Source organism: Streptomyces sp. NPDC088707, from assembly GCF_044752725.1.
Taxonomy (GTDB): Bacteria; Actinomycetota; Actinomycetes; order Streptomycetales; family Streptomycetaceae; genus Streptomyces.
The window spans coordinates 294,967-317,301 of the sequence record NZ_JBIVLV010000001.1 but is presented as its reverse complement, the minus strand read 5'-3'; the positions used below and the strand labels follow the sequence as shown (position 1 = coordinate 317,301).

Annotated in this window: 26 protein-coding genes; 12 read left to right on the top strand and 14 right to left on the bottom strand. The window is 71.0% G+C overall.

Annotation, left to right across the window (positions count from 1 at the left end; genetic code table 11):
• Positions 1-25: 25 nt before the first annotated feature.
• Entirely contained in the window at positions 26-2,998 is a 2,973-nt protein-coding gene (locus ACIP84_RS01590) for a HAMP domain-containing protein (protein ID WP_401793211.1), read from the bottom strand.
• A gap of 229 nt (positions 2,999-3,227) precedes the next feature.
• Between ACIP84_RS01590 and ACIP84_RS01585 the strand changes: the two genes are divergently transcribed.
• From ACIP84_RS01585 to ACIP84_RS01575, 3 genes are all read left to right on the top strand, one after another.
• Complete coding sequence (locus ACIP84_RS01585; protein ID WP_401793208.1) at positions 3,228-3,584, top strand: STAS domain-containing protein; 357 nt, start codon at positions 3,228-3,230, stop codon at positions 3,582-3,584.
• 13 nt (positions 3,585-3,597) lie between these two features.
• A complete protein-coding gene (locus ACIP84_RS01580) occupies positions 3,598-4,071 on the top strand; it encodes an ATP-binding protein (protein ID WP_401793205.1) in 474 nt (157 codons plus the stop codon).
• Positions 4,072-4,198: 127 nt separating this feature from the next.
• Complete coding sequence (locus tag ACIP84_RS01575) at positions 4,199-4,771, top strand: type 1 glutamine amidotransferase domain-containing protein (protein ID WP_401793203.1); 573 nt, start codon at positions 4,199-4,201, stop codon at positions 4,769-4,771.
• Positions 4,772-4,868: 97 nt separating this feature from the next.
• Here the strand turns inward: ACIP84_RS01575 and ACIP84_RS01570 are convergent, their stop codons facing one another.
• From ACIP84_RS01570 to ACIP84_RS01560, 3 genes are all read right to left on the bottom strand, one after another.
• A complete protein-coding gene (locus tag ACIP84_RS01570; RefSeq protein ID WP_401793200.1) occupies positions 4,869-5,357 on the bottom strand; it encodes a hypothetical protein in 489 nt (162 codons plus the stop codon).
• Positions 5,358-5,434: 77 nt separating this feature from the next.
• Positions 5,435-6,730 (bottom strand): cation:proton antiporter, encoded by a 1,296-nt coding sequence (locus ACIP84_RS01565; protein ID WP_401793197.1) that lies wholly within the window; start codon positions 6,728-6,730, stop codon positions 5,435-5,437.
• Between the two features lie 424 nt (positions 6,731-7,154).
• Positions 7,155-7,316, bottom strand: a complete 162-nt coding sequence (locus ACIP84_RS01560) for a hydrophobic protein (protein WP_355965226.1) — start codon at positions 7,314-7,316, stop codon at positions 7,155-7,157.
• Between the two features lie 153 nt (positions 7,317-7,469).
• Between ACIP84_RS01560 and ACIP84_RS01555 the strand changes: the two genes are divergently transcribed.
• Positions 7,470-8,096, top strand: coding sequence for an NAD(P)H-dependent oxidoreductase (locus tag ACIP84_RS01555; RefSeq protein ID WP_355965227.1), 627 nt, complete (start codon positions 7,470-7,472; stop codon positions 8,094-8,096).
• A gap of 4 nt (positions 8,097-8,100) precedes the next feature.
• Here ACIP84_RS01555 and ACIP84_RS01550 read toward each other — a convergent pair whose 3' ends face one another.
• The 4 genes from ACIP84_RS01550 to ACIP84_RS01535 form a co-directional block, all read right to left on the bottom strand.
• Positions 8,101-9,819: a SpoIIE family protein phosphatase gene (locus ACIP84_RS01550; RefSeq protein ID WP_355965228.1), complete on the bottom strand. Its 1,719-nt coding sequence runs from the start codon at positions 9,817-9,819 to the stop codon at positions 8,101-8,103.
• Between the two features lie 105 nt (positions 9,820-9,924).
• On the bottom strand, positions 9,925-10,248 hold the full coding sequence (locus ACIP84_RS01545) for a plasmid stabilization protein (protein ID WP_401793193.1): 324 nt from the start codon (positions 10,246-10,248) through the stop codon (positions 9,925-9,927).
• A 229-nt stretch (positions 10,249-10,477) separates the two neighbouring features.
• Entirely contained in the window at positions 10,478-10,729 is a 252-nt protein-coding gene (locus ACIP84_RS01540; RefSeq protein ID WP_355965231.1) for a DUF6213 family protein, read from the bottom strand.
• 17 nt (positions 10,730-10,746) lie between these two features.
• A complete protein-coding gene (locus tag ACIP84_RS01535; protein WP_401793190.1) occupies positions 10,747-11,112 on the bottom strand; it encodes an STAS domain-containing protein in 366 nt (121 codons plus the stop codon).
• Positions 11,113-11,406: 294 nt separating this feature from the next.
• Here ACIP84_RS01535 and ACIP84_RS01530 point away from each other — a divergent pair, with 294 nt between their 5' ends.
• Positions 11,407-11,967, top strand: a complete 561-nt coding sequence (locus tag ACIP84_RS01530) for a SixA phosphatase family protein (RefSeq protein ID WP_401793187.1) — start codon at positions 11,407-11,409, stop codon at positions 11,965-11,967.
• Positions 11,968-12,010: 43 nt separating this feature from the next.
• On the opposite strand, the gene ACIP84_RS01525 is transcribed toward ACIP84_RS01530, so the two are convergent.
• The 4 genes from ACIP84_RS01525 to ACIP84_RS01510 all read right to left on the bottom strand — a co-directional run bounded on the left by ACIP84_RS01525 (position 12,011) and on the right by ACIP84_RS01510 (position 15,870).
• A complete protein-coding gene (locus ACIP84_RS01525) occupies positions 12,011-13,012 on the bottom strand; it encodes a PHP domain-containing protein (protein ID WP_401793184.1) in 1,002 nt (333 codons plus the stop codon).
• Positions 13,009-13,926 carry an SDR family oxidoreductase gene (locus ACIP84_RS01520; protein ID WP_401793182.1) on the bottom strand — a complete coding sequence of 306 codons (918 nt, stop codon included), beginning with the start codon at positions 13,924-13,926 and terminating at the stop codon, positions 13,009-13,011. The genes ACIP84_RS01525 and ACIP84_RS01520 overlap by 4 nt, the downstream gene beginning before the upstream one ends.
• Positions 13,927-14,276: 350 nt before the next feature.
• On the bottom strand, positions 14,277-14,822 hold the full coding sequence (locus ACIP84_RS01515; protein WP_401793179.1) for a DUF5709 domain-containing protein: 546 nt from the start codon (positions 14,820-14,822) through the stop codon (positions 14,277-14,279).
• A 91-nt stretch (positions 14,823-14,913) separates the two neighbouring features.
• Positions 14,914-15,870, bottom strand: coding sequence for a TIGR03557 family F420-dependent LLM class oxidoreductase (locus ACIP84_RS01510; protein ID WP_401793176.1), 957 nt, complete (start codon positions 15,868-15,870; stop codon positions 14,914-14,916).
• A gap of 394 nt (positions 15,871-16,264) precedes the next feature.
• On the opposite strand from ACIP84_RS01510, the gene ACIP84_RS01505 reads away from it, so the two are divergent.
• The 3 genes from ACIP84_RS01505 (at position 16,265) to ACIP84_RS01495 (ending at position 18,033) form a co-directional block, all read left to right on the top strand.
• The gene (locus tag ACIP84_RS01505; RefSeq protein WP_401793173.1) at positions 16,265-17,443 is read left to right on the top strand and encodes a PP2C family protein-serine/threonine phosphatase; all 1,179 of its coding nucleotides are present in this window, start codon (positions 16,265-16,267) and stop codon (positions 17,441-17,443) included.
• Between the two features lie 145 nt (positions 17,444-17,588).
• Entirely contained in the window at positions 17,589-17,762 is a 174-nt protein-coding gene (locus ACIP84_RS01500; protein WP_355965243.1) for a hypothetical protein, read from the top strand.
• A 97-nt stretch (positions 17,763-17,859) separates the two neighbouring features.
• The gene (locus ACIP84_RS01495; RefSeq protein ID WP_355965245.1) at positions 17,860-18,033 is read left to right on the top strand and encodes a CsbD family protein; all 174 of its coding nucleotides are present in this window, start codon (positions 17,860-17,862) and stop codon (positions 18,031-18,033) included.
• Positions 18,034-18,135: 102 nt separating this feature from the next.
• Here ACIP84_RS01495 and ACIP84_RS01490 read toward each other — a convergent pair whose 3' ends face one another.
• Together ACIP84_RS01490 and ACIP84_RS01485 are read right to left on the bottom strand one after the other, a co-directional pair.
• Complete coding sequence (locus tag ACIP84_RS01490) at positions 18,136-19,248, bottom strand: SRPBCC family protein (protein WP_401793169.1); 1,113 nt, start codon at positions 19,246-19,248, stop codon at positions 18,136-18,138.
• A gap of 3 nt (positions 19,249-19,251) precedes the next feature.
• The gene (locus ACIP84_RS01485) at positions 19,252-20,289 is read right to left on the bottom strand and encodes a histone H1-like repetitive region-containing protein (RefSeq protein ID WP_401793166.1); all 1,038 of its coding nucleotides are present in this window, start codon (positions 20,287-20,289) and stop codon (positions 19,252-19,254) included.
• 200 nt (positions 20,290-20,489) lie between these two features.
• Here ACIP84_RS01485 and ACIP84_RS01480 point away from each other — a divergent pair, with 200 nt between their 5' ends.
• Genes ACIP84_RS01480 through ACIP84_RS01465 form a run of 4 tightly spaced genes read left to right on the top strand, consistent with a single transcriptional unit; the run spans position 20,490 to position 22,333 of the window.
• Positions 20,490-20,852, top strand: coding sequence for a gas vesicle protein (locus ACIP84_RS01480; RefSeq protein ID WP_355965250.1), 363 nt, complete (start codon positions 20,490-20,492; stop codon positions 20,850-20,852).
• A 28-nt stretch (positions 20,853-20,880) separates the two neighbouring features.
• The gene (locus ACIP84_RS01475) at positions 20,881-21,345 is read left to right on the top strand and encodes a gas vesicle structural protein GvpA (RefSeq protein WP_355965252.1); all 465 of its coding nucleotides are present in this window, start codon (positions 20,881-20,883) and stop codon (positions 21,343-21,345) included.
• Positions 21,346-21,348: 3 nt separating this feature from the next.
• Positions 21,349-22,065, top strand: coding sequence for a GvpL/GvpF family gas vesicle protein (locus tag ACIP84_RS01470; protein ID WP_355965254.1), 717 nt, complete (start codon positions 21,349-21,351; stop codon positions 22,063-22,065).
• Positions 22,066-22,084: 19 nt separating this feature from the next.
• On the top strand, positions 22,085-22,333 hold the full coding sequence (locus tag ACIP84_RS01465; protein WP_355965256.1) for a gas vesicle protein GvpG: 249 nt from the start codon (positions 22,085-22,087) through the stop codon (positions 22,331-22,333).
• Positions 22,334-22,335: the final 2 nt, after the last annotated feature.

The window sequence follows — 22,335 nt, the reverse complement described above, 5'->3', positions numbered from 1 at the left end:
CCCGCCGGGTCCGTGACCGAACCTGTCAGCTCTTGAGCCAGGAACGGATCTTGGCGGCCAGTTCCTCCTCGTCGACGGGTTTGGACACGTAGTCGTCGGCGCCGGCCGCCATGGCGTCGGCGCGGTCGCCCGCCATGGCCTTCGCGGTGACCACGATGACGGGGAGGCTCTCGCGTCCCGGCAGTCTTCGGATCGCCTCGATGGCGGTGTAGCCGTCCATTCCGGCCATCATGACGTCCATCAGCACCAGCCGGACCTCGTCGTGGGCGGCGAGTGCGTCGAGACCGGTGCGTCCGCCGTCCGCCGTCAGGACGCGCAGGCCACGCCCTTCGAGGGCCTCCGTCAGGGCGAACACATTGCGTGAGTCGTCGTCGACGATCAGCACGGTCTCGCCGTCCGCCGCCTCCCCCACGCCCGTCACGCTCGCGTCGATATGCACGACGGGGGAGGGGGAGGCCAGGGCCGTGCGGGTGCCGCGGTCGGAAGCCGTACCCGGTGCCGCGTGGTGTGTCGAACGGGCCACGGGCAGGTACAGCGTGAAGGCGCTGCCACGGTCGGGGGCGCTCTCCACCTCGATGGTCCCGCCGAGGAGCCCTGCCATCTCCCGGCTGATCGAAAGCCCGAGGCCGGTGCCCCCGTAACGCCGGGCGGCCGTGCCGTCGCCCTGCTGGAAGGCCTCGAAGACGAGGCTCAGTTGCTCGGTGGGAATGCCGACGCCTGTGTCGGACACCCGGAAGGCGAGGACGAGCCGGCCGTCGCGCAGGCCGGGCGGCGTCTGCTCGGCGGTCGCGCGCGCGACGGTCAGCGCCACCCGGCCCTCGTCGGTGAACTTCAGCGCGTTGGAGAGCAGGTTGCGGAGGATCTGGCGGAGCCGGGCCTCGTCGCTGTCCAGTTCGTCGGGAACGTCGTCCGCGACGCCGACGGTGAACTCCAACTGACGCTCGTCGGCCACCGGACCGAACGTCGTCTCCAAGTACTCCGTGAGCACCCGCAGGGGGAACGGCTCGCGTCTGATGTCCATCTTGCCGGCCTCGACCTTCGACAGGTCGAGGATGTCGTTGATCAGCTGCAGCAGGTCGGAGCCGGCGGAGTGGATGACCTCCGCGTATTCCATCTGCTTCTCGGTCAGGTTCCCCTGGGGGTTCTGGGCGAGCAGTCGGGCCAGGATCAGCAGACTGTTCAGCGGTGTGCGCAGCTCGTGGCTCATGTTGGCGAGGAACTCGGACTTGTACATGGAGTTCCGGGACAGCTGCTGGGCCCTCGCCTCCAGCTCCTGACGCGCCTGTTCGATGACCAGGTTCTTGGATTCGATGTCCTTGTTCCGCTGGGCCAGGAGAGCGGCCTTCTCCTGCAACTCCGCGTTGGAGCGCTGGAGTTCCTGCTGGCGTGTCTGCAGTTCCTTCGACCGGGAGCGGAGCTCGTCGGCGAGCTGGCGGTACTGGCCGAGGAGTTCGTCGGTGCGGAGATTGGCGACGAGGGAGTTGAGGACCGCCCCGGCGCTGTCCACGAAGCGGTCGAGAAACTCCCGTCTCAGGCCGGTGAAGGGGCGGAGCGAAGCGAACTCGACCGCTCCCAGGACCTGTTCCTCGACGACGATCGGCAGGATGATCAGCGCGCTCGGCTCGCCGGATCCCGATCCGGAGGCGACGGTGGCGTAACCGGCGGGCACGTTCTCGACGAGGAGGGCGCGGCGGTCGTGCACGGCCTGCCCGACCAGTGACTGGCCGAGGTGGAAGCGGCGCGGCTCGGTCCCGGGCGCGTCCGGGGACCCGTAGGCGGCGGTCATGGCGAGCACGACACCCTCCTCCTCCTCGGCGGCGAGGAAGAAGGCGCCGTACTGGGCGTCGACCAGCGGCGGCACCTCGGCCATGATGAGTTCGGCGATCTGGGGCAGGCTCCGGGTGCCCTGCAGGAGTCCGGTGATCCGGGCCAGGTTGGTCTGGAGCCAGTCCTGTTCCTCGTTGGACCGCGTGGTGGCGCGCAGTGACTCGACCATCGCGTTGATGTTGTCGCGCAGGTCCCCGACCTCGCCGGGCGCGTCGGCGGTGATCGAACGCGTCAGGTCTCCCTCGGCGACGGCGCTGGTGACCTCGGCGATGGCGCGGACCTGGCGGGTCAGGTTCCCGGCGAGTTCGTTGACGTTCTCCGTGAGGCGTTTCCATGTGCCCGAGACGCCTTCGACCTCGGCCTGACCTCCCAGTCTGCCCTGGGTGCCGACCTCGCGGGCGACCCGCGTCACTTCGGCGGCGAAGGACGACAACTGGTCGACCATCGTGTTGATCGTGGTCTTGAGTTCGAGGATCTCACCACGGGCCGAGACGTCGATCCGGCTGGTCAGATCGCCCTGGGCGACGGCGGTCGTGACCTGGGCGATGTTGCGCACCTGGTTGGTGAGGTTGTCGGCCATGAAGTTGACGTTGTCGGTGAGGTCCTTCCAGGTGCCGGACACGCCGTGCACGGTGGCCTGCCCGCCGAGCTTGCCTTCGGTGCCCACCTCCCGGGCCACCCGGGTGACCTCCTCGGCGAACGAGGAGAGCCGGTCGACCATGGTGTTGATGGTCTCCTTCAGCTCCAGGATCTCGCCGCGCGCGTCCACCCTGATCTTCCGCGTGAGGTCTCCGCCGGCCACGGCGGTGGCGACCTGGGCGATGGAACGCACCTGCGAGGTCAGGTTGTCGGCCATCGTGTTGACTCCGGACGTCAGCTCCTGCCAGACCCCCCGCGCCCGGGGCTCCCGGATCCGGCCGCCGAGCAGCCCCCGCCCGCCGACCTCGCCGGCGACGCGGGTGACCTCGGAGGTGACGAGCGAGAGCCGGCCGACCATGTCGTTGTAGACCGTGCCGATCTCGGCGAGGATGCCGACGCCGCTGTCGGGCAGCCGGACGGAGAGGTCTCCGTCCCGCACGGCTGTGAGTCCCGCGAGTAGTTGCCGTAGGCCGTCCTCGCCCAGTTCCGCGTGGGTCGGCGACGGCTCGGGGGGCGGTCTGCGGTTTGTCATGGGGACCTCGTACAGGACGACGATCGTGGTGCGGACGCGGCTGCGGACTGCACCGTGGACCTCCCCGGCCACTTCTCCACTGTAGGGCGATCACGGACCCGGGGCGCCTCGCGATCACACCGCCGCGTCGCGAGAGAAGAACGTATGACCAATACGGCGCAAACAGGGTATAAGCCACTGGGAGGCTGATGAGCTCATGAGGCACGAAGCGCCGGTGACAGGAGAGGGAGTGTCCCCGCCCGGCCGGTTCACGGTCGAGGCCTGGACCGTACCGGGCACGGACACCGATGTCGTGTCGGTCGCGGGGGAACTCGACCGGGACACGATGGCCCCGCTGAGCACGGCCCTGGAGGAACACGTCGGAGCCGGGAGGGTCGTCGTCGACTGCTCGGAACTGGCCTTCTGCGACTCGTCCGGGCTCAACGCCCTTCTGGGGGCACGGCTGCGGGCGCTGGAGAACGGAGGGAGCGTGGAGCTCTCGGGATTGCGCCGACCGGTGGACCGGATGTTCGAGATCACCGGCGTCCGTGCGGTGTTCCAGGTGTACGAGACGCTGGACGAGGCGCTCGCCGAGACCACCCTCTGAGGCGGCGGGAACCATGGCGGAGGCCCTTGACGGTCACCCGGGTGACGTCCGGCGGCTCGAGCTGCACGGCACCCTCGGGATGGTGTCCCGCAGCCGGGACTTCACCGCCGAGGCGCTGGCCCACTGGGGCTGGGTCCCCTCGGAGACGGACGAGGTGGGTGAGCGGGTGCAGGACGTCCTCCTGCTCGTGTCCGAGGTGGTCGGCAACGCGTGCCTCCACGCGGGCGGAGCCGAGGAACTCGTTCTGCGGCACGACCGCGGGCGGCTCCGGGTGGAGGTCGTCGACGCGAGCCCCGAACACCCCCGGGCGCGGGTGGACCGGACGCCCGCGCAGCCCGGCGGGCACGGGCTGATGCTGCTGGACCGGCTGGCCGGCGACTGGGGCAGCCGGGACAGGGAATCAGGTGTCATGGGCAAGGTCGTATGGCTGGAGGTCGGCCTGACGTCCCGCCCGCCGTGGAACGGTCGCCGAGCGGCCCCTTCCTGAGCCCCGTGGCCGGCGGCCCGATCAGCACGCGGAGGAACTCGCCGACCGCCCGGCTCAGGGCCGCCCGCGTCCCGGGCCACCGGAAGAGGGCCACCGAAGAAGACCGGAAACCTGACAAGGAGAGACCGTGTCACTCGAAGGCAAGAACGTACTGATCCTCACGACGAACTACGGCACGGAGCAGGACGAGCTGACGAAGCCCGCCGCGGACCTGCGGAAGGCCGGCGCTCGCGTCACCGTTGCCGCGCAGAAGGACGAGGAGGTCCACACCGTCGTCTCGGACCGCCGGCCGGGCACCGTCGTCCCGGCCGACACGACCCTGGCGAAGGCGACGGCGGACGGGTTCGCCGCTGTGGTCGTGCCCGGCGGCACGGTCAACGCCGACCGGCTGCGGACCGACGCGGACGCGCGCCGTCTGGTGTCGGCCTTCGCCCAGGCCGGCAAACCGGTGGCAGTCATCTGCCATGGACCCTGGCTCCTCGTGGACAGCGGGCTGGCCGACGGCCGTGAACTCACCTCGTACCCCTCACTGCGCCCCGACCTCGAGAACGCGGGCGCCACCTGGCTCGACCGGGAGGTCGTCGTGGACACCGCAGGAGGCCATCCCCTCATCACCTCACGCAATCCCGGGGACCTCGACGCCTTCACTTCGGCGATCGTCGACGCCCTCGACCCGGGCGGGGACCGGACCCGGCACTGACCCCCGCAGCGGCACGGTCGACGCCCCGGCAGCCGGGCGCGGTTCGCGCCCGGCCTCTCCGGCCACCCGGCGGTGGTCGCCGCCGGCGGTCGCTTGGTCAGGGTGTGAGGACCTGCGCGGCCCGTTCCCCGCGCAGTGTCTCGAGGACGTGGATCTGCTGCTCCGCACGTCGCAGCAGCTCGTGAAGGCGCGCGACGTCGATCCGCGCGTCGCTGCCGGACAGGGCTTCGAGCGAGCGCCAGGCGCAGGCCTTGCCCTCGACGCCCAGGCGCATGGCCTCCAGTTCGAGAACGTCACTCAGCGGTGAGCGCGCGAGGAGACGGCCGTTGAGCTTGAGCCGGCCGGCCCTCTCCGCGAGCCGGCCCAGCAGCATGCGGTGGCGCATCGCGGGGATGCCGAGGTCGGCCATGATGCGTCGCAGGCTCTCGTGGTCCTGCTCGACCTCCCGGGCGAGCGATGCCACGGGCGGGCCGAGGGCCGTCCCTCGGTGGACCCGGGCCGCGCGGCGAAAGAGTTCCACACCGGCGGCGGAGCCGGTCAGATGGTCGTTGAGGTAGATGCCGAGGAACTGCGGGCGGCCGGTCATGACGGCGGTGCCTCCGTGAGTGAGGGGGGTTCATGGCGGAGCGCTTCTCATCCCCGCCGCGTCGCGGGCGCGGAGCGTCAGGGCGGCGTGTCGAGCGGGCGGACCTCGCGCAGCCGGTCCAGGTGACGGATCGCCGGTGTCGCGCTGACGCCGTGCAGGAGTACGGACAGGGCCACCGTGGCTGCCGTGAGCGCCCACAGGTCTCGGGCCTGCCCGTCGAATCCGTGATGACCGAGCGCGTAGGAGAGGTAGAAGAGGGACCCGATGCCACGTAGCCCGAAGACCGCGGTGACCACCCGTTCCCGGGGGCCGGTGACGAATCCGTGCTGCGCGATCCACCCGGTGACGGGGCGGACGACCACGATGAGTGCGAGGGCGAGCAGGACCATCTGCCAGGTCAGTGCCGCCAGCCCGTCGGTGATCAGGTAGTGGCCGAGCAGGAAGAGCAGCCCGGCGGTCAGGAGCCGTTCGATCTGCTCGGTGAAGCCGTGCAGGACCTTGTGGTAGCCGTGGCCGCGTTCCGCTGCCCGTACGGCGCAGGCGGTGACGAAGACGGCGACGAAGCCGTAGCCGCGGGCGAGTTCGGCCAGGCCGTAGGAGAGGAAGGTCGCCGCGAGGGCGACGAACCCCTCCATGTGCTCGGACAGCCTGAGCGACGACGCGCCGGCCCGGAAGAACATCCGTCCCAGCAGCCGGCCGAGGACGAGACCGACCGCGACGCCGATCGCCGCCTTCGCGAGAAGGTCGACGCCGAACCATCGCGCCCAGTCCACCGCCGCCCATGACCCGCCGGCGGCGGCGAGTGCGAGTGCGGCGAGGACGAAGGGGAAGGCGAGTCCGTCGTTGAGGCCCGCCTCGGCGGTGAGTGTGAAGCGGACCTCGTCCTCGTCGTCCTCGTCGTCCGTCGGTTCCCCCACGCGCACCTCCGCCGCCAGGACGGGGTCGGTGGGGGCCAGCAGGGCGCCGATCAGCAGCGCGCAGGCCCAGGGCCAGTCCAGGAGCAGCCAGGCGAGGACGGCCGTCGTGGCGACCGTGAGGGGCAGGGTGACGCCGATCAGCCGCCACGGCCCGGCCCACGCCCGCCACCCGAAGGGACGGTTCAGGGCGAGGCCGGCGCCCATGAGGGAGACGATCACGCAGATCTCGGTGACGTGCTCGACCCAGACCCCGTTCGCCACCGGGTCCACGTCCGGCAGGGGCAGCGGCAGCAGCCCGCACAGCGCACCGGCCGCCAGGAACACCATGGGCATCGACAGGGGCTTGCGGCGTACGAGGCGGGGCAGAACGGCCGCGGCGAGTGCCCCGAGGCCCAGGACCGCGTAGAGAGTCCTGGAGACGTCGCTGGCCGCGAGGACGGTGCCGGTGGCGGACAAGTTCTGCGCCCTTTCAGTCACGGAGACGATCGCGCCGCCCGCCCCCCCCGAGCGTGGCCGGACGAGAACCGGCGGACTCCCGTCCGGCCTGACGAGGTGTCAACGGCCGGGGGTCAGCGGCCGGTCGAGGTGACGCGGACGATCACATCCGTGGGACCTGGATGCCGCGTCTCAGGTACGCCCTTCCGGGGCGCGAGGACAAGGACCGCACCGCCGAATGGCCCGGCACCTCACCTGTTCGAGCGCGGGGACCGGGCCGAAGGGCGGGTACGCGCGAAGGCCCGCGGCCCCCACCAGGGGCGGCCACGGGCCGGAACACGCGAACCGCTCGCTGCGTACCAGGTGCCGAGGCGGGGCCGCCTCCTTGACGGCGAGCCCCTGGCGCCGCCGGTCGGATGACACCCCGGCGGTGGGACACCTGCTGCTACCAGCGGTACCAGCGGCTGCCGCCGCCCCTGGGCCGAGCGACGAAGCCGATCAGCCACAGGACCAGCACGGCGATCGCGATCCACCACAGGGCCTTCAGTGCGAATCCCGCGCCGAAGAGAAGCAGGATCAGGAGCAGAACGAGAAGCAGGGGAACCATGAGTATCAACCTCCGAGACTCCGGGTGCCCCCACTTTCGTCGTGCACACGCAGAGAACGCACGGATTCTCCGACGGCGACCTCCGCGGGCCGTCCGGGCGGGATGACACCGATCGGCGCGATGGGAACGCGATGGGCGGGTAGGCGATGCCCCATGAACACCACTGAGAACACCCCTCTGCGCGCCGTCGCCCTCGTCTGCACGCTCTCTCCTTCTCCGGCCCCCTCCAGCTCGCAGTTGCTGGCCGAGCAGACCATGGCCGCCCTGAGCGAGCACGGCGTGAGCGGGAAGGTGATCCGCGTCGCCGACCACGACGTGCGCCCCGGCGTGGCGACCGACATGGGCGACGGGGACGCCTGGCCGGAGATCCGGGACACGATCCTCGGCTGCGACATCCTCGTCCTCTCGACCCCGATCTGGCTCGGTCACCCGGCCAGCACCGCCCAACGGGTGATGGAACGTCTGAACGCGGAAATGGCCGAGACCGACGAGGAGGGCCGGATGCTGACCTACGGCAAGGCCGCCGCGGTCTGCGTCGTCGGCAACGAGGACGGGGCGCACAAGGTGAGCGCCGACCTCTTCCAGGGGCTCAACGACGTCGGCTTCTCCCTCGCCCCCAACGCGGTCACCTACTGGGTCGGCGAGGCCATGCACAAGACGGACTACCAGGACCTCGACGAGACGCCGAAGGCCACCGCGGACGCCACCGCCACCCTCGCCGCCAACACCGCCCACCTCGCCCGGCGCCTCAAGGCCGCGCCCTATCCGCCCACGTCCTGACGGCTCAGTCCACCCGGATCCCCAGGACACAGGCGTCGTCCTCGTGGCCCGCGATCTCGGGGTCGGCCAACAGCGCCTCGATCACCCCGTGCGGATCCCGCGGGGCGGCGGCCGCCACGGCCCGGGCCAGCCTCGCGATACCCTCGGTCACGTCCTCGCCCCGGCGCTCGACCATGCCGTCGGTGTAGAGCACCAGCAGATCGCCCGCCCGCAGCCGCGTCGACGAGGTCTCGTACGCGTACCCGGGCAGCGCACCCAGGAGCGGGCCGCGCTGCTCGGCCCCCATCGGCTCGGCGCGGCCCTCGCGCAGCAACAGCGGTGCGGGATGCCCGGCGTCGGCCCAGTGCAGGACCTTGTCCTCGTCGAGGTGACCGACGACGACCGTGGCCGTCTGTCCGGACGGATCGCTGCACACCAGTTCGTTCAGCCAGGTCGTGATCTCGCCGGCGGAGGCACCCGTCTGCGCCAGCCCCGCAAGAGCGTGCCGCTGCTGCGCCATCCGGGCCACGGCGTCCAGACCGTGACCCGACGCGTCGCCGATGGCGACGAGCACCCGGCCGTCCGGCAGCAGCCGGCACTTGTACCAGTCACCGCCCACCGCGGCGTCGGGCTCGGCCGGCCGGTACGAGGCGGCCACCGTCAGCCCGACCGCGGCGAGCGCCTCGGAGTGCGTGGGAAGGATCGCCTCGCGCAGCGCGTCCGCGATCCTCCGCTCCGCCGCCGTCTGCCGCCTCAGCCAGTCGGACTCACGCTCCGTCTCGGCCAGCCGCCGCCGGCTGCGGATCTGCGGAGTCAGGTCGCGGGCCACCAGGTTGACCGCCCACGCCCTGCCGTCCGTCCCGGTGACCGGCCGGCCCAGCAGGTCGAGCGTCCGCACCTCGCCGAGCACCACGAACCGGATCCGGGTCCAGGCCGGCTCCTCACCGGCCAGCACCGAACTCAGGAACTCCGAGAGCGCCGTCACGTCGTCCGGCAGCAACGCGTCGCACAGTTGCTCCAGCGTCCACGGCATGCGGATGTCGGCGTGGAAGATCCGACTGAGCCCCTCGGACCAGGTGATCTGCCCGGAGAGCAGATCCCAGTGCCCCCACCCCATCGACGCCAGGAACTGCGCGTCGATCGTCAGCAGCTCCGCCTGGGTCTGCACGGGCTGCCACGTCGCGAGCACCTGCTCACCGCAGCGGGCGGCGGAGTACAGCAGCGGCGCCCGGTGGATCCGGCCGAGCCGCTGCTCCGTGTAGTCCACGACCAGCCCGTCCAGCGGCTTTCCCGTGGTCACGACGTCCGCCAGCGCGGTCAGCAGTCCCGAGGCCGCCGCACCCGGCCGTGCCTCCAGGAACCGCTGGCCGACCTGGTGATCGGGCGCCTCCAGCCAGTCCGCCGAGCGGACGCGGTTGCCGGCCACGATGCGGAAGTCCAGAACGGTGCCCGTCTCGTCCTGGACGGCTTCGAGCAGCACGGCGGACGCCGGGATCGCGGCGAGCACCGAGCACACGCCGCTGCCGTCCGGCTCATGGGCGCCGCACAGGCAGGGGGAGGCCCCGTCCGCCTGCGCGGACGGGGGAAGCACGGCAAGCGACTGCACGGGCGAGGACAGCCCCGTACCCGCTGATCCGCTGAGCGGGTGCTCGGTGTTGCGGCGTACCGCCGAGCGCAAGGCGGAGATCTCGCGGCCGATCATTCCCTTGAGAGTGTCGACGCTGTCGGGCAGGGGGAAGGTCATCGCTCGCCTCCGCGAACTTCGTGCCACGCCGTGTGCCACCAGCGCTGCGGGTTTCCACCAGACGGGCGCCCACCGGGCCCTCGCCTCATGTGGGGGGAGGGGGCGTCAGCGGCCCAGCGACTTCTTGAGCTCCGACTTGTTCATCGAGGAGCGCCCGTGGATGTCGCGGCGCTTCGCCTCCTCGTACAGCTGGTCGTACGTGGGGCCCTCCGAACCGCTCGACGAGCGCTGCCCGCCCCGCTTCGACGACGACATGTCCTGCGTGGAGGACTTGCTCGCGGTCTTCGACTCCCCGGAACGCGCCCGTTCCTTGTTCACCGTGCGGGCGGCGATCTCCTTCGCACGCTCGGTACTCGCCCCACGGTCCTCCGCGCTCTCCTTGATGTGCTCGTACTGTCGCTCCCGCTTCGGGCTCGATCCACGAGGCATGACTGGCTCCCTTCGTACTCCACGGGTCGCGTGCCGCGGACCCGTGACGCGTACGCGGACGCGTACACGGTCGATTCCCGCCTGCCCTGCCGCTGCCCGCGCGGACGGGAACCAATCACCCGACCCTGGCATCGAGTGCGCCGCACAGCAGGCGGGGATGCGCGAACAGGTGACCCGTGGGGCCATTCGGTCCGACCGGGCGGCGGCGGAGAACCGGCGCCTCCGCCGGTCACCCCGGCCCCGCGGCGTCCCCCTCGTCCCGTACCGGCATGATCGCGATGCACTCGACGTCTATCTGGTCCGCCAGGTCGCTGAGAGACCGGGCCAGTGTCCGCGCGGTCCTGAGGTCGAGGTCCGCCTCACCGGTCGCCGACGCGCCGAGCCACCCGGCGGCGACGCCTCGCAGAAGGCCGGTGACCTTCTCGGCCGGGATCAGCAACCGGTCGCCCGATGCGGGCACCAGCGGTAGCGACGTGCTCATGGAGAACCATCCCGGTGTCAGGCGGGGGGCCGGCCGACCGGAGGAACGGGGCCCATTGCGAACAGATCGACCATGTGGGTGATCTCGATGAGGCGCAGCAGCTGATGGGAGGGCGCCCCGAGCCGGAGCGTGTGACCGCAGTCCACGGCCCGCTGCCTCGCGAACAGGAGTGCTTCGAGACCGAAGGAGTCGCAGAACGACGAGTACGTGAGGTCGACGAGCACCTCGGCCCCCTGCGGCGCGTCGGCGATCGCGTCCACGAGCGTGGACCGCACCTCCCGCGCATGATGGATGTCCAGGTCCCCGGACACATCCACCACGTGCGGCCGGGGAGTTGCTCCGGCAGGGCGGGTCTCCCTCGCTTGCTCTTCCAGGTTCGTCATCACGACTGTTCACCTCACACCCCAGGCGATTGCCCGTCATCGCCCGCCGTATGCGACCCGCGGCGAGGTCCTCGGTTCGGTTCAGGTCCCCGTTCTGTTCAGGACCTCGGTCAGGAGGTCCATGAGCAGCCCGTCGTGCCAGGTGCCGTCGGCACCGGAGGGAAAGGGGCTGCCGAAGCCACCGGGTCGTCGGTGGCGGAGACCGGAGCGGTCCTTGCGGACGTGGGACCATGGAGGAGCCGCCCGTTCGCCGAACGGATCCCGGCCACCCGCTCACGCGGCAAGGAGACGGTCATGTCCCCCAATCCCGGGCCCCGGACGGTGGCGTCGCCCTCCGGTGGGGCGGCCGCCTGCCGGCTGCTGCTGGTGCGGCACGGCAAGGCCGTTTCGAAGAACCGCCCCATCGCCGACTTCGAGCGTCCTCTGGGTAAGCGAGGAAAGGCCGACGCACCCCGGACGGGCCGATGGCTCGCCGACTCCGGCCTCGGGTGCGACCTGGTGCTGTGTTCCCCGTCCCGCCGGACGAGGGAGACCTGGCAGCTCGCGGCCCGCGCGCTGGAGGACCCTCCGCCCGTCGTGTACGACGAGCGGCTCTACAACGCGGCACCGAGTGCGCTGGTGGCCGTCATGGCGGAGAAGGGACCGGGGCTCGGCTGCCTGGTTCTCGTTGGGCACAACCCGGGCATCCACCAGCTTGCCGCAGCCCTGTGCGGGAGCGGCCCCCAGGACCTCCTGGAGCGCGTGCGGGCGGGATTCCCGACCTCCGGCGTGGTGGCCGTGGACCTGCCCGGCGGTTGGGGGCGGCTGTCCCCGGGCAGCGGGACTCTGACGGCCTTCTGGTCCCCCGCCGACTGAGCCCGGGACGCGTGCGACGGGCACGGGCGGAGTGGACGGACGATCAACCTCCGCCGCTTCTGGTCGTCAGGAGCCGGTCGAGCGACCAGGTCGTGATGAGCCTGTCCGCTCCCAGGCCGGTCCGTGCCGCGCGGGCGTAGCCCGAAATCTGCCAGTGCAGTTGCTCGGGGGCGTGGGCGTCGGTGTCCACGGCGAATCTGCAGCCCGCGGCGGCGGCCTGTTCGAGCAGGTCGTCCGGCGGGTCGCGCCGCTCGGGCCGACAGTTGATCTCCACGGCGGTACCCGCCTCCGCGCACGCGGCGAACACGGCCCCGGCGTCGAAGCGGGACTGCGGACGCCCCCGTCCGGTGATGATCCGGCCCGTGCAGTGCCCCAGGACGTCGACGCGCGGGTTGCGCACCGCGGTCAGCAGGCGATCGGTCATCGGCCCGGGTTCGGAGCGGAGCTTGGAGTGCACGGAGGCCACGACGAGGTCGAGACGGCTGAGCAGGTCGTCCTGCTGGTCCAGCGAGCCGTCCTCCAGGATGTCGCACTCGATGCCCGTCAGCAGCCGAAATCCCGGGCCCGCCGCGGAATTCACGGCGGCCACGGCCTCCAGTTGGCTTCTGAGCCGGTCCGGGCTCAGCCCGTGCGCGATCGTCAGCCGCGGCGAGTGGTCCGTCAGAACCGCCCAGCGGTGTCCCAGAGCACGGGCCGCTTCGGCCATGGTCTCGAGAGGACTGCCGCCGTCCGACCAGTCGGAGTGCAGGTGGCAGTCACCGGTGCTCGCGCCCGCCAGGTCCCAGCCGGCGCGGGCACCGGGGTCGGTCTCCGACTGCAGGTGGGCGAGGTAGCTCGGGACCGCCCCTGTCGAGGCCTGGGCGATCACCTCGGCGGTGACGGGTCCGACGCCGCGAAGTCGGCGGGCCCGGGCAGCGTCCACCGGCCCCGGGTCCAGACCGCGCACGGCGTCGGCGGCCGTGAGGAAGGCCCGTACCCGGTACGGGGAAGCCCCGCGCCATTCGAGCAGGAAGGCGATCTGGCGCAGGGCTTCGGCGGGGGTCATGGCAGGGGGGTTCCGCCGGTGGCGTTGACGATCTCGCCCGTGATGTACGAGGCGTGGGAGGAGGCGAGGAAGACGTAGGCGGGTGCCATCTCCGCGGGTTGTGCGGGCCGCCCCAGGGGCGACTGCTCGCCGAACGTCGTCGGGTCGGGCATCGTCGCGGGGATCAGCGGGGTCCAGACGGGTCCGGGGGCGACGGCGTTGGCCCGGATGCCTCGCTCGGCGAGCATCTGGGCAAGGCTGTGGGTGAAGGAGATGATCGCGGACTTGGTCATGGCGTAGTCGAGGAGGTGCGGGCTGGGCTGGTATCCCTGCACCGAAGCGGTGTTGATCACGGATCCGCCGCGCGGCATGTGGGGCAGGGCCGCGCGCGTGAGCCAGAACATCCCGTACAGGTTGGTCTTCATCACCCGGTCGAACTGCTCGGTGGTGATCGCCTCGATGCCGTCGGGCTGGGCCATCTGGTAGGCGGCGTTGTTGACGAGCAGGTCGATGCCGCCCAGCTCGCCGACCGTTCGGTCGACGAGGGCGGTGCACTGGTCCTCGTACCTGAGGTCGCAGGGGACCGGTACCGCCGTGCGGTCGGCCTGGCGGATCAGGCGGGTGGTCTCCTCGGCCTCGGCCGCTTCCTCGGGCAGGTGGGTGAACACGACGTCGGCGCCCTCCCGCGCGAAGGCGACGCAGACGGCGCGACCGATTCCGGAGTCCCCTCCGGTGACGAGTGCCTTGCGGCCCCGCAGCAGGTCGTGGCCTCGATAGGTGTTCTCACCGTGGTCGGGGCGGGGCCTCATCGCCTCGGTCGACCCGGGGTGGTCCTGTTCCTGCTCGGGGAACGGGGGGCGGGGGTGGAGCGAGACGGGATCGATCAGAGTGGCCGGGTCGGGGGAGGGCGCATCGGGCTTGGTCCTGTTGTCCATGTGATCCGGCTACCCGAACCGTCGCCGGCTATCGCATCTTCTGCTCTGATATCAGCAGATTCGCGGCATGTGCTCGGGTCTCCTCCGCCTCAGGCCGGGACGGAGCCGGGACGCGACCGTCCGCGCAGCACCCTCCACCGCATGGCGACATCGACCAGGTCGCCCTCCGCCGACCCGCGGGTCCCGTAGGGGGTGCGGCGGCCCCGCGGGGGCGGCGGTCCTGTCGCCGGACGCACTCGCCGGATTCCGGCCGCACAGCCGCCCCCCGCCCCGTGCGCGCCGTCGCGGGGCCCCCGCACCGGCTGCCGGGAGCGCGCCGTGTGACATGGTCGCGAGACGGATCGAGCACGTCACCCCGGCTGGTCCTCGGACGGCGCCGGCCGCTCGCCGCTCTCGTCGACCGCCGTGTCGACATGCATCGCGGCCTCCTCGGCGGGGGCGGTTCCGTCGTCCAGACCCACGTCCCGTGCGACGGCGTGGTCATCGCGACCGCCTGGCGTGTCGACCGGCGCGAGCCGCCCCGCCCGGGTGGCACCCGCCTGTTCGTCGACCGGTTCTCCGGTGCCTCCCGGAAGGTCTCCGATACCGTCGTCCTCCTGCGGCTCTTCCAGGGCGTCCGGGATCTCCTGCGCCAGACGCTCGTCGAGCGACTCACCCTCCCGCTGTTCCTGCTGAGTGGTGCCGTGCCGGGTGACGCCCCGCGGACGCTCGGGCGGGGAGTAGCCGGGTGTCGCCATGTCGTCGACGGGATCCGTCTGGAGCGCGTTGTCGGGGTCGAGGTCGTCGGAGGGATCGTGCGGGTCGGAGCGCTCGGGCTGGTACACGTCGTCCCCGCGCGCCTCGTTCGGTTCGGGCCGGTCGCCCTCTGTGGTGGGCTGGGACTCGTCGCGGGCCATGGTCTTTCCTTTCGCTGTGGTGTCACCGAGGTCGGGCGAGGCGCTGCCTTCTCCGTTTCGCGCGGCCCCCGTGGCGGATGCGGAGCACCGCTCAGCCGCCCAGTGCCGGCAGCACCTTCTCGCGGTAGGCGGTGAAGAACTCCTCCTGCCTCTGTCCGATCTGACCGACGTACACCTCGTCGAATCCGGCGTCCACGTACGCGCGGACGGCAGCCACGTGCTCCTCGACGTCCGGGCCGCACGGTACGGAGTCGGCCACCTGCTGTCGTGTGACGAGCTCGGCCGCCTGCTCGAAGTGCGCGGGAGTGGGGAGGATCTGGTTCAGTTCGCCGGGCAGCTGCTCGGTCGGCCACATCCGGTGTGCGGTGTCGACGGCCACGTCCCGGTCCTGGTCCCAGCAGACCTTCAGGCCGCCGATGACGGGCTTGCCGCCCCCGCCCGCCTCACGGAACCTCGCGAGGGCCTCCTCGTCCGGGCCCATGGTGACGAAGCCGTCCCCGATGCGCCCCGCGAGCGCGGCGGCCTTGGGGCCGAAGCCCGAGACGACAATCGCCGGCGGCGCCTCGGGAACGGTGTAGAGACGGGCGTTGTCGACCGTGTAGTGCCGCCCCCGATGACTGACGTCGCGGCCGGTGAACAGCTCCCGCATCACCTCCACGGCCTCTTCCAGCATGGCCGCCCGCTCGTCGAACGCGGGCCACCGGTCGCCGAGCACATGCTCGTTGAGGGCCTCACCCGTGCCCACGCCCACAGTGAGCCGACCGCCCAGCAGCACGCTGGAGGTCGCGGCCGCCTGCGCGGTCACCGCCGGGTGCAGGCGCACGGTGGGACAGGTCACGAGGGTGGTGACGGGCAGTTCCACGGTCTGCGACAGGGCGCCGATCATCGACCAGACGAAGGGGCTGCTGCCCTGAGTGCTGGTCCACGGATGGTAGTGGTCGGAGATGGCCAGACGGGTGAAACCCGCGTCCGCCGCCAGGCGGGCCTGCCGCAGCAGCTGATCCGGGGTGAACTCCTCGCAGGACAGGAAGTAGCCGAAGGACGTCATGCCGTGTTCCCTTCATGTCGGCCCCCGCGTCGCCCCCCTTGATCCGCCTACCCGGGCAGCGTGTCCCGAAGCACCGCCCCGCCGCCGACGTGTCGCGGTTGGGCACCGGCCTGGTGGAGCCGGGGCGCCGGACGAGAGCTCCCACCGGACCGCGACCGTCCGCCGCGCGGACGAGACCGCCCGCGAGGCACCGAAGCGGGACCGCCCCGGGCGGGGAGGGTCCCGCTCGGCGGCAGGGCCGCCGTTCGACCGACTCCGTCGGCGCCGCCCCGCCGACCCCCGGCGTGTGAACGCGGGAGCGGGCCAGGAGTGTGTAGCGTCCGAGGCGAGCGGGCCTCCTGCCACGCGGTGACGGTGCCGTGGCCCGGGGCGGCCGCGATAACGGGAGGCTGACGTGGCGGGCGAGCGGATCGGACTGGCCGAGGTCCTGGCAGTGGCGGAGAGCGCCGCGCCCGCGGACTCGCTCGACGTCGTGACGCGCGATCTGCGAGACCGGTTCGGTGCCCGGTACGTGTCCTTCCTGTGCGTCGACCTCGTCGGCCGACGTCTGCTGCGCGTCCACGACACCGCGGCAAACCACCACGAGGACCGAGCGGGGCAGGTCCCGCTCTCCGGCACCGGCGTCTACGAGGAGGTCCTGCGGGGGCAGCGACTGGTGCTGGCCCCGGCGGGCGAGCAGGGGCAACGGGTACTCGCCCCCGTGACGAACCGCGGTGACATCGTCGGGGTCCTCGAACTGTCACTCGACCACGCCCCCCTGGACGTACTGGAGCAGGTCGAGGCGGCCGCGCGTGCGCTGGCCTACGTCATCGTCACCGACCGCAGGTTCACCGACCTCTACCACTGGGGCAACCGCACGGCGACCGTCAGCCTCTCCGCCGAGATCCAGCGCCAGCTCCTTCCCTCGGCATCCTGTTGCGAAGCACTCCAGTTCACCCTCGCCGGCGCGCTGGTCCCCGCCTCCGACATCGCAGGCGACACCTACGACTACAGCGTCGACGACCGCACCCTCCACCTGTCCGTCACCGACGCCATGGGCCACGACGTGAGCGCCTCTCTCATGGCCACCCTCCTCGTCAACGCCTGCCGTGGCGCCCGCCGCGCCGGGGAGGACCTCGCGGAGCAGGCCAGGCAGACCCACCACGCCCTCCTCGCCCACGGCAGCCGCTCGCTCGCCACCGGACAACTGCTGCGCATCGCCCTGGATGGCTCCAGCGCCCAGCTCGTCAACGCCGGGCACCCCTGGCCGCTGCGACTGCGTGACGGTGTCGTCGAGGAGCTGCAGCTCCGGGTCGACCTGCCGTTCGGCATCGCCGGGCAGGGCCCCTACCAGGTGCAGGACGTGGACCTGCGCCCCGGTGACCGCCTGCTGCTCCACACCGACGGCATGCAGGAACGCGACGCACGGACGGTCGACCTCCCCGGCCTCCTGCGCGGGTCCGCGAGCGAGCATCCACGTGAGGTCGTACGCACCCTCGTCGCGGCGGTCTCCGACGCCTACGGCGGGCGGCCTCCGAAGGACGACGCCACCGTCCTGTGCCTGGACTGGCACGGACCCTGGGGCGACCGGTAGCCATGGACCGGCGGCGCGGAACCGCGGCCCGTGACCCGTACGGGCGCGACCGACGTCCGCGGCCGACGACGGCCTCTCTCGCCCTCGGTTCCTCCCCCGCGTCACGGGTAGGCGGTAGACGTGCACGTTGCGAGGAGGAACCGTCATGAGCGCCAAGGAGAAGGTCAAAGCCAAGGCCGAGCAGATCGTGGGGAAAGCCGTTCAGAAGGCGGCTCACGTGTGGGGAAAGAGGACCACGGAGGGTAAAGGCGCTGCTCTGCGGCTGCGCGGAAAGGCCCGGGAGGAGAAGGAGAAGGCGAAGGACTTCTTCAGGAGGTGACCGGACCGGGCCGGACATGCATGGATTCCGCCGCGCAGGGAAGCTGCCACCATGCGTTTCGCTCCCGAGACGCGGGGAGCGCGGGAAGGTGACAGAGATGGCCGGAGGCAAGAAAGCCAAGAACGTGGCGAAGACCGCCAAGGGCAAGGTGAAGGAGACCACGGGCAAGGCCGTCGGCAATGAGAGCCTGGAGATGAAGGGCCGTGCCGAGCAGGCCGAGGGCGACGCGAAGCAGGCGGGGGAAAAGGTCAAGGACGCCTTCAAGCGCTGATCCGCCCGTCGGGGCGGATACGGCGCCGACATGCCGGACCGCTCCACCACTCATGGAAGAAGCGGCCTCCGCGGGCCGCTTCTTCCATGTGCCGCGAGCGGCTCAGCGTCGTCCGCGGCGGCGCTGGCCCGTGGTCTCGGTCTCGTCCTCGTCCGGCTCGTCCTCCTCCGGCTCGTCCTCCGCCTCGTCGGCGTACCCGTCCTCGTCGTCCGCTTCGTACTCCTCGGCCGGCTCGTCCTCGCCGTACTCCTCGTCGTCCTCCTCCTCGGGCTCGTACTCCTCCTCGGCGCCTTCGTCCTCCTCGTCGCTCCCGTCCTCCTCCTCGGGACGGTCCTCCTCGTCGGGACGGTCCTCGTCCTCCTCCTCGCCCTCGTAGCCTTCGTTCTCCTCCTCCTCGAGCGCCTCCTCGTGCGAGCGGACCACCTCGCCGTCGCGGATCTCACCGCGCCAGCCCTCGGGCTCGTCGTCGGTGAGGGTGACGTGGCGCCGGAAATGCTTGACGTCCAGCCGGAGTCGGCGCCCCTGGGCACGCCAGACGTTGCCCGTCTTCTCGAAGAGGCCGGAGGGGTAGTACTCGACGGTGACCAGGATCCTGGTGAGCGAAGGGCCGAGTTCGTGGAAGCTGACGCAACCTCGCGTGGAACCCTTGGCGCCGTCCGAGGTCCAGATGATGTGGTCGTCGGGGACCTGCTCCTGCACCGTGGCCTTCCAGCTCCGGGTCGAAGGGCCCACCTTCACCTTCCAGTCGCTGCTCGTCTCGTCTCCCTGCGAGACGTTACGGACGCCCTTGGTGAATCCGCTGAAATCCTCGTACTGGGTCCAGTGGTTGTAGACCCGGCGGACCGGTGCACCCACATCGATGGTCTCGACGATGCTGGTGATCTTCTGGGTGCCGCTCTTGCGCTTTCCCTTTCCCGAGCCGAAGAGGTTCGACGCCGTCTCGGTGACCTTGTCCTTCAGTCCTCCCAGTGACTGGCCCACGACGGCCTTGATGGGGGAGTCGCCCTTCAGCAGTCGCCCGCCTATGTCGGTGAGCTTGCCGCCGTTGTCCGCCACGTCGTAGAGCTGGTCGGTGACGTCCCCCAGTTTGTCCGTGGCTTTCTCGGCCAGTTGGCCGGTCTGCGCGCTGAGGAAGCCGCCCAGCTCGCTGAAGAGCCGGTCCAGCCCCGATTCGGACGTCTTGGAGCTGGCGCGGTCGCGGTCTTCGGTTGCCATGACCTACCTCCGCGACGCGGGCTTGCGCGCCGTCGTCTTCTTGGCGGCCGACTTGCGCGCCGCTGTCTTCTTGGCCGCGGGCTTGCGTGCCGTCGTCTTCTTGGCGGCCGGCTTGCCCGCTGCCGTCTTCTTGGCAGCCGGCTTGCGTGCTGCGGCTGTCTTCTTGGCGGGTCCGGAGGAGGTCTTCTTCGCGGCCGCGGTCTTCTTGGCGGGGGCCGCCTTCTTCGCGGGAGCGCTCTTCTTCGCCGGGGTGGCCTTCCGCGCCGTGCTCCGGCTCGACGTCTCCCGCTTACCGGGCGTGTCCTTCGACGCCGTCGACGAGGGAGTCTTCCTGGCAGGGCTTGACCTGGCAGAAGGCGACTTGCCGCCTCCCGAGGACGACTTGGGTGTGCGAGATCCGGCGGTTCCCGATCGTGAACGGGACGTTGTGCCGCCTGACGAACGGGAAGGGGACGAGGTGCTGGAGGACCGGCGCCGCCGCGGCGGCTCAGGCTCGGCCTCGGGCTCCTCTTCCTCGGGTTCCTCGGGTTCTTCTTCCTCGGGTTCCTCGGGTTCCTCCTCCTCGGGTTCCTCGGCCTCGTCCTCGGGCTCCTCCTCCCACTCCTCGTCCTCCCCGCCCTCGTCCTCGTCGTACTCGTCCTCGGGTTCCTCCTCGGACTCCCACGCGTCGTCCGCGTCGTACCGCTCGTCCTCGTCCTCACCCTCCTCCTCGTCCTCCTTGCCGCCGCCGCTGCCGAGGGAGAGCGTCCGCTCGTGGAGGGAGTCGGCGAAGTCGGCGAGCTTCCGGTTGGCCGCCGCGGTGAGGGCCTGACGGCCGGCATCCAGTGCCTCACCCCGCAACTGCTGGCCCATCTCGGCGACTTGGGGGACTTCCTTGAGCTTGGCGAGTCCCTGCGTCATGAGCTGTCCCGGCTCGAGCCCGAAGCGCCGGCCGGCGAGGTACGTCGCCACGGTGAAGGCGAGGCGAGCCTTCTTCGTCCGTCCCAGTACGTAGCCGCCTGCCACCGCGGTAGCCAGGGCGATCTTGGTCGTGTCCTCCATGACCCCTGTCCCTTCACCGGAGGCGCGACCGTTCCGCTGCTCGCGCGGAACGTCCTGTGTCGACGTCACGCGTCTGCTAGAGCCGCGCGCGGGGACGCCCCGCTGGGGCGGTGGGGAACCAGCCTGCCCTCCGGGCATGGCGTATATCCCTATAAGATGAAATTCTAGCGTTAAGCAGCTTTATGTCTCGTGGAAGTGTCATGGGCCCAGTGGATCCGGATCGTCCTCGGCGGGGAGCTTCACGCCCCGCGGATGAGCGACGCCCGACCACTCGGCGTACATCGGCGCCCGGCAGACCGAAGACCGTGGACGCGGGCTCGGCCATGGCCGCGGCCATCGAACAACTCGCGAAGCTGCTCGGCAGACTTCCCGAGTCCGTCTCCTCGCTCAAGCCCACCGATTCGGGGTGGGAGGCACAGGTGGAAGTGGTGGAACTGGAGCGAATCCCCGACACGACGAGCGTGTTGGCCAGCTACAAGGTCTCCCTGGACGAGGAAGGCACGCTGATCTCCTTTGAACGAACCCGCCGCTACAACCGAGGAATGATCGATCGGCCGTTCTGAGACCGGTTCGGCCGCGGAAGGAGGCACCATGACCATGGTGCCGCAGGGCGGCAGCGTCCCCGGCAGGGCCGGTGGCGGCTCCACAGGCAGCCTCTACGACGTCCTGGAGCTCATCCTGGATCGCGGTCTGGTGATCGACGTCTTCGTGCGTGTGTCACTGGTCGGGATCGAGATCCTCAAGATCGACGCCCGGATCGTGGTGGCCAGCGTGGACACCTACCTCCGTTTCGCCGAGGCCTGCAACAGGCTCGACCTCGAAGCCGGCCGCAAGGCTCCGGCGCAGCTGCCCGAAGTCGTCGGCGGCATGATGGAGGGCGGGGCCCACGGCAAGTCCAAGGGCGCGCTCACCGGTGCGGTCGAGGCCGTGACGGACTCCCTCACCGGGAAGTCCCGTGACGACGAGGAACCGGACGAGGAGGAGGAAGAGGAGGAACCCGCGCCCCGACGTCGACGGCCGGCCGCCCGACGCCCGGCACGACGGGAGAAGGAGTGACCGATGGCCCTGTACGTCTATGCGATCACCGCGGAGAACCACCCCCTCGACCTCGACGGCCTGTCCGGCGTCGGCTCCGAGCCGGCCTCCGTACGCGGCATCGCCTCCGGGCCGCTGCGTGCCGTGGTCAGCGACATCTCGGAGGAGATCCGGCCCAAGCGGCGTGACCTGTCGATCCACCAGGAGGTGCAGGAACACCTCATGGGCGGCGGCTCCGTCCTGCCTCTTCAGTTCGGTTACACGGCCGCGGACGAGTCGACCGTCGAACAGGTGCTCCTGGCGAACGCCGACGGCTATCTCGCCAATCTGGAGCGGGTCGCCGGGTGCGCCGAGTACCACGTGAGAGCGTCCCAGGCCGAGGAGGAGCTCCTGCGGCGGATCCTGGACGAGACACCCGAAGTCCGCGAGCTCAACGAGCGCATCCGTGGCGGTGACCGGGACCCACAGCTTCCGCTGGCCCTCGGACAATTGATCGCCGCGCAGGTGCGGGAACGACAGGACGCCCTGGCGTCAGGAATCGTCGACGCGCTCGTACCGTTCGCCCGGGAGCACACCGTCCGGCAGGCGTCCGGAGAGGACTTCCTCAACTTCTCCCTCCTGGTTCCGGACGACGGGCAAGAGGCGTTCCGGACCGCGGCGGCCGGCCTCGCCGGCCGGCTCGGGGACGGTGTGGAGATCCGGCTCAGCGGCCCGCTGCCGCCGTACAGCTTCGTGGAGTGACGGGGGGAGGCGAGAACCGATGGGACTGCTGACATCCCTGCTCACCCTTCCCCTCGCGCCGGTGCGCGGAGTGACCTGGGTCGCCCAGAGAGTGCTGGACAAGGCCGAGGAGGAGTACTACGACCCGGCGCCCGTCTGGCGGGAACTCTCGGAACTGGAGGACCGGCTGGTACGCGGGGAGATCTCCCAGGAGACCTTCGACGAACGCGAGGACGAACTCCTCGACCGCCTCGACGAGATCTCCGCCCACCGCACGCACACACCATGACC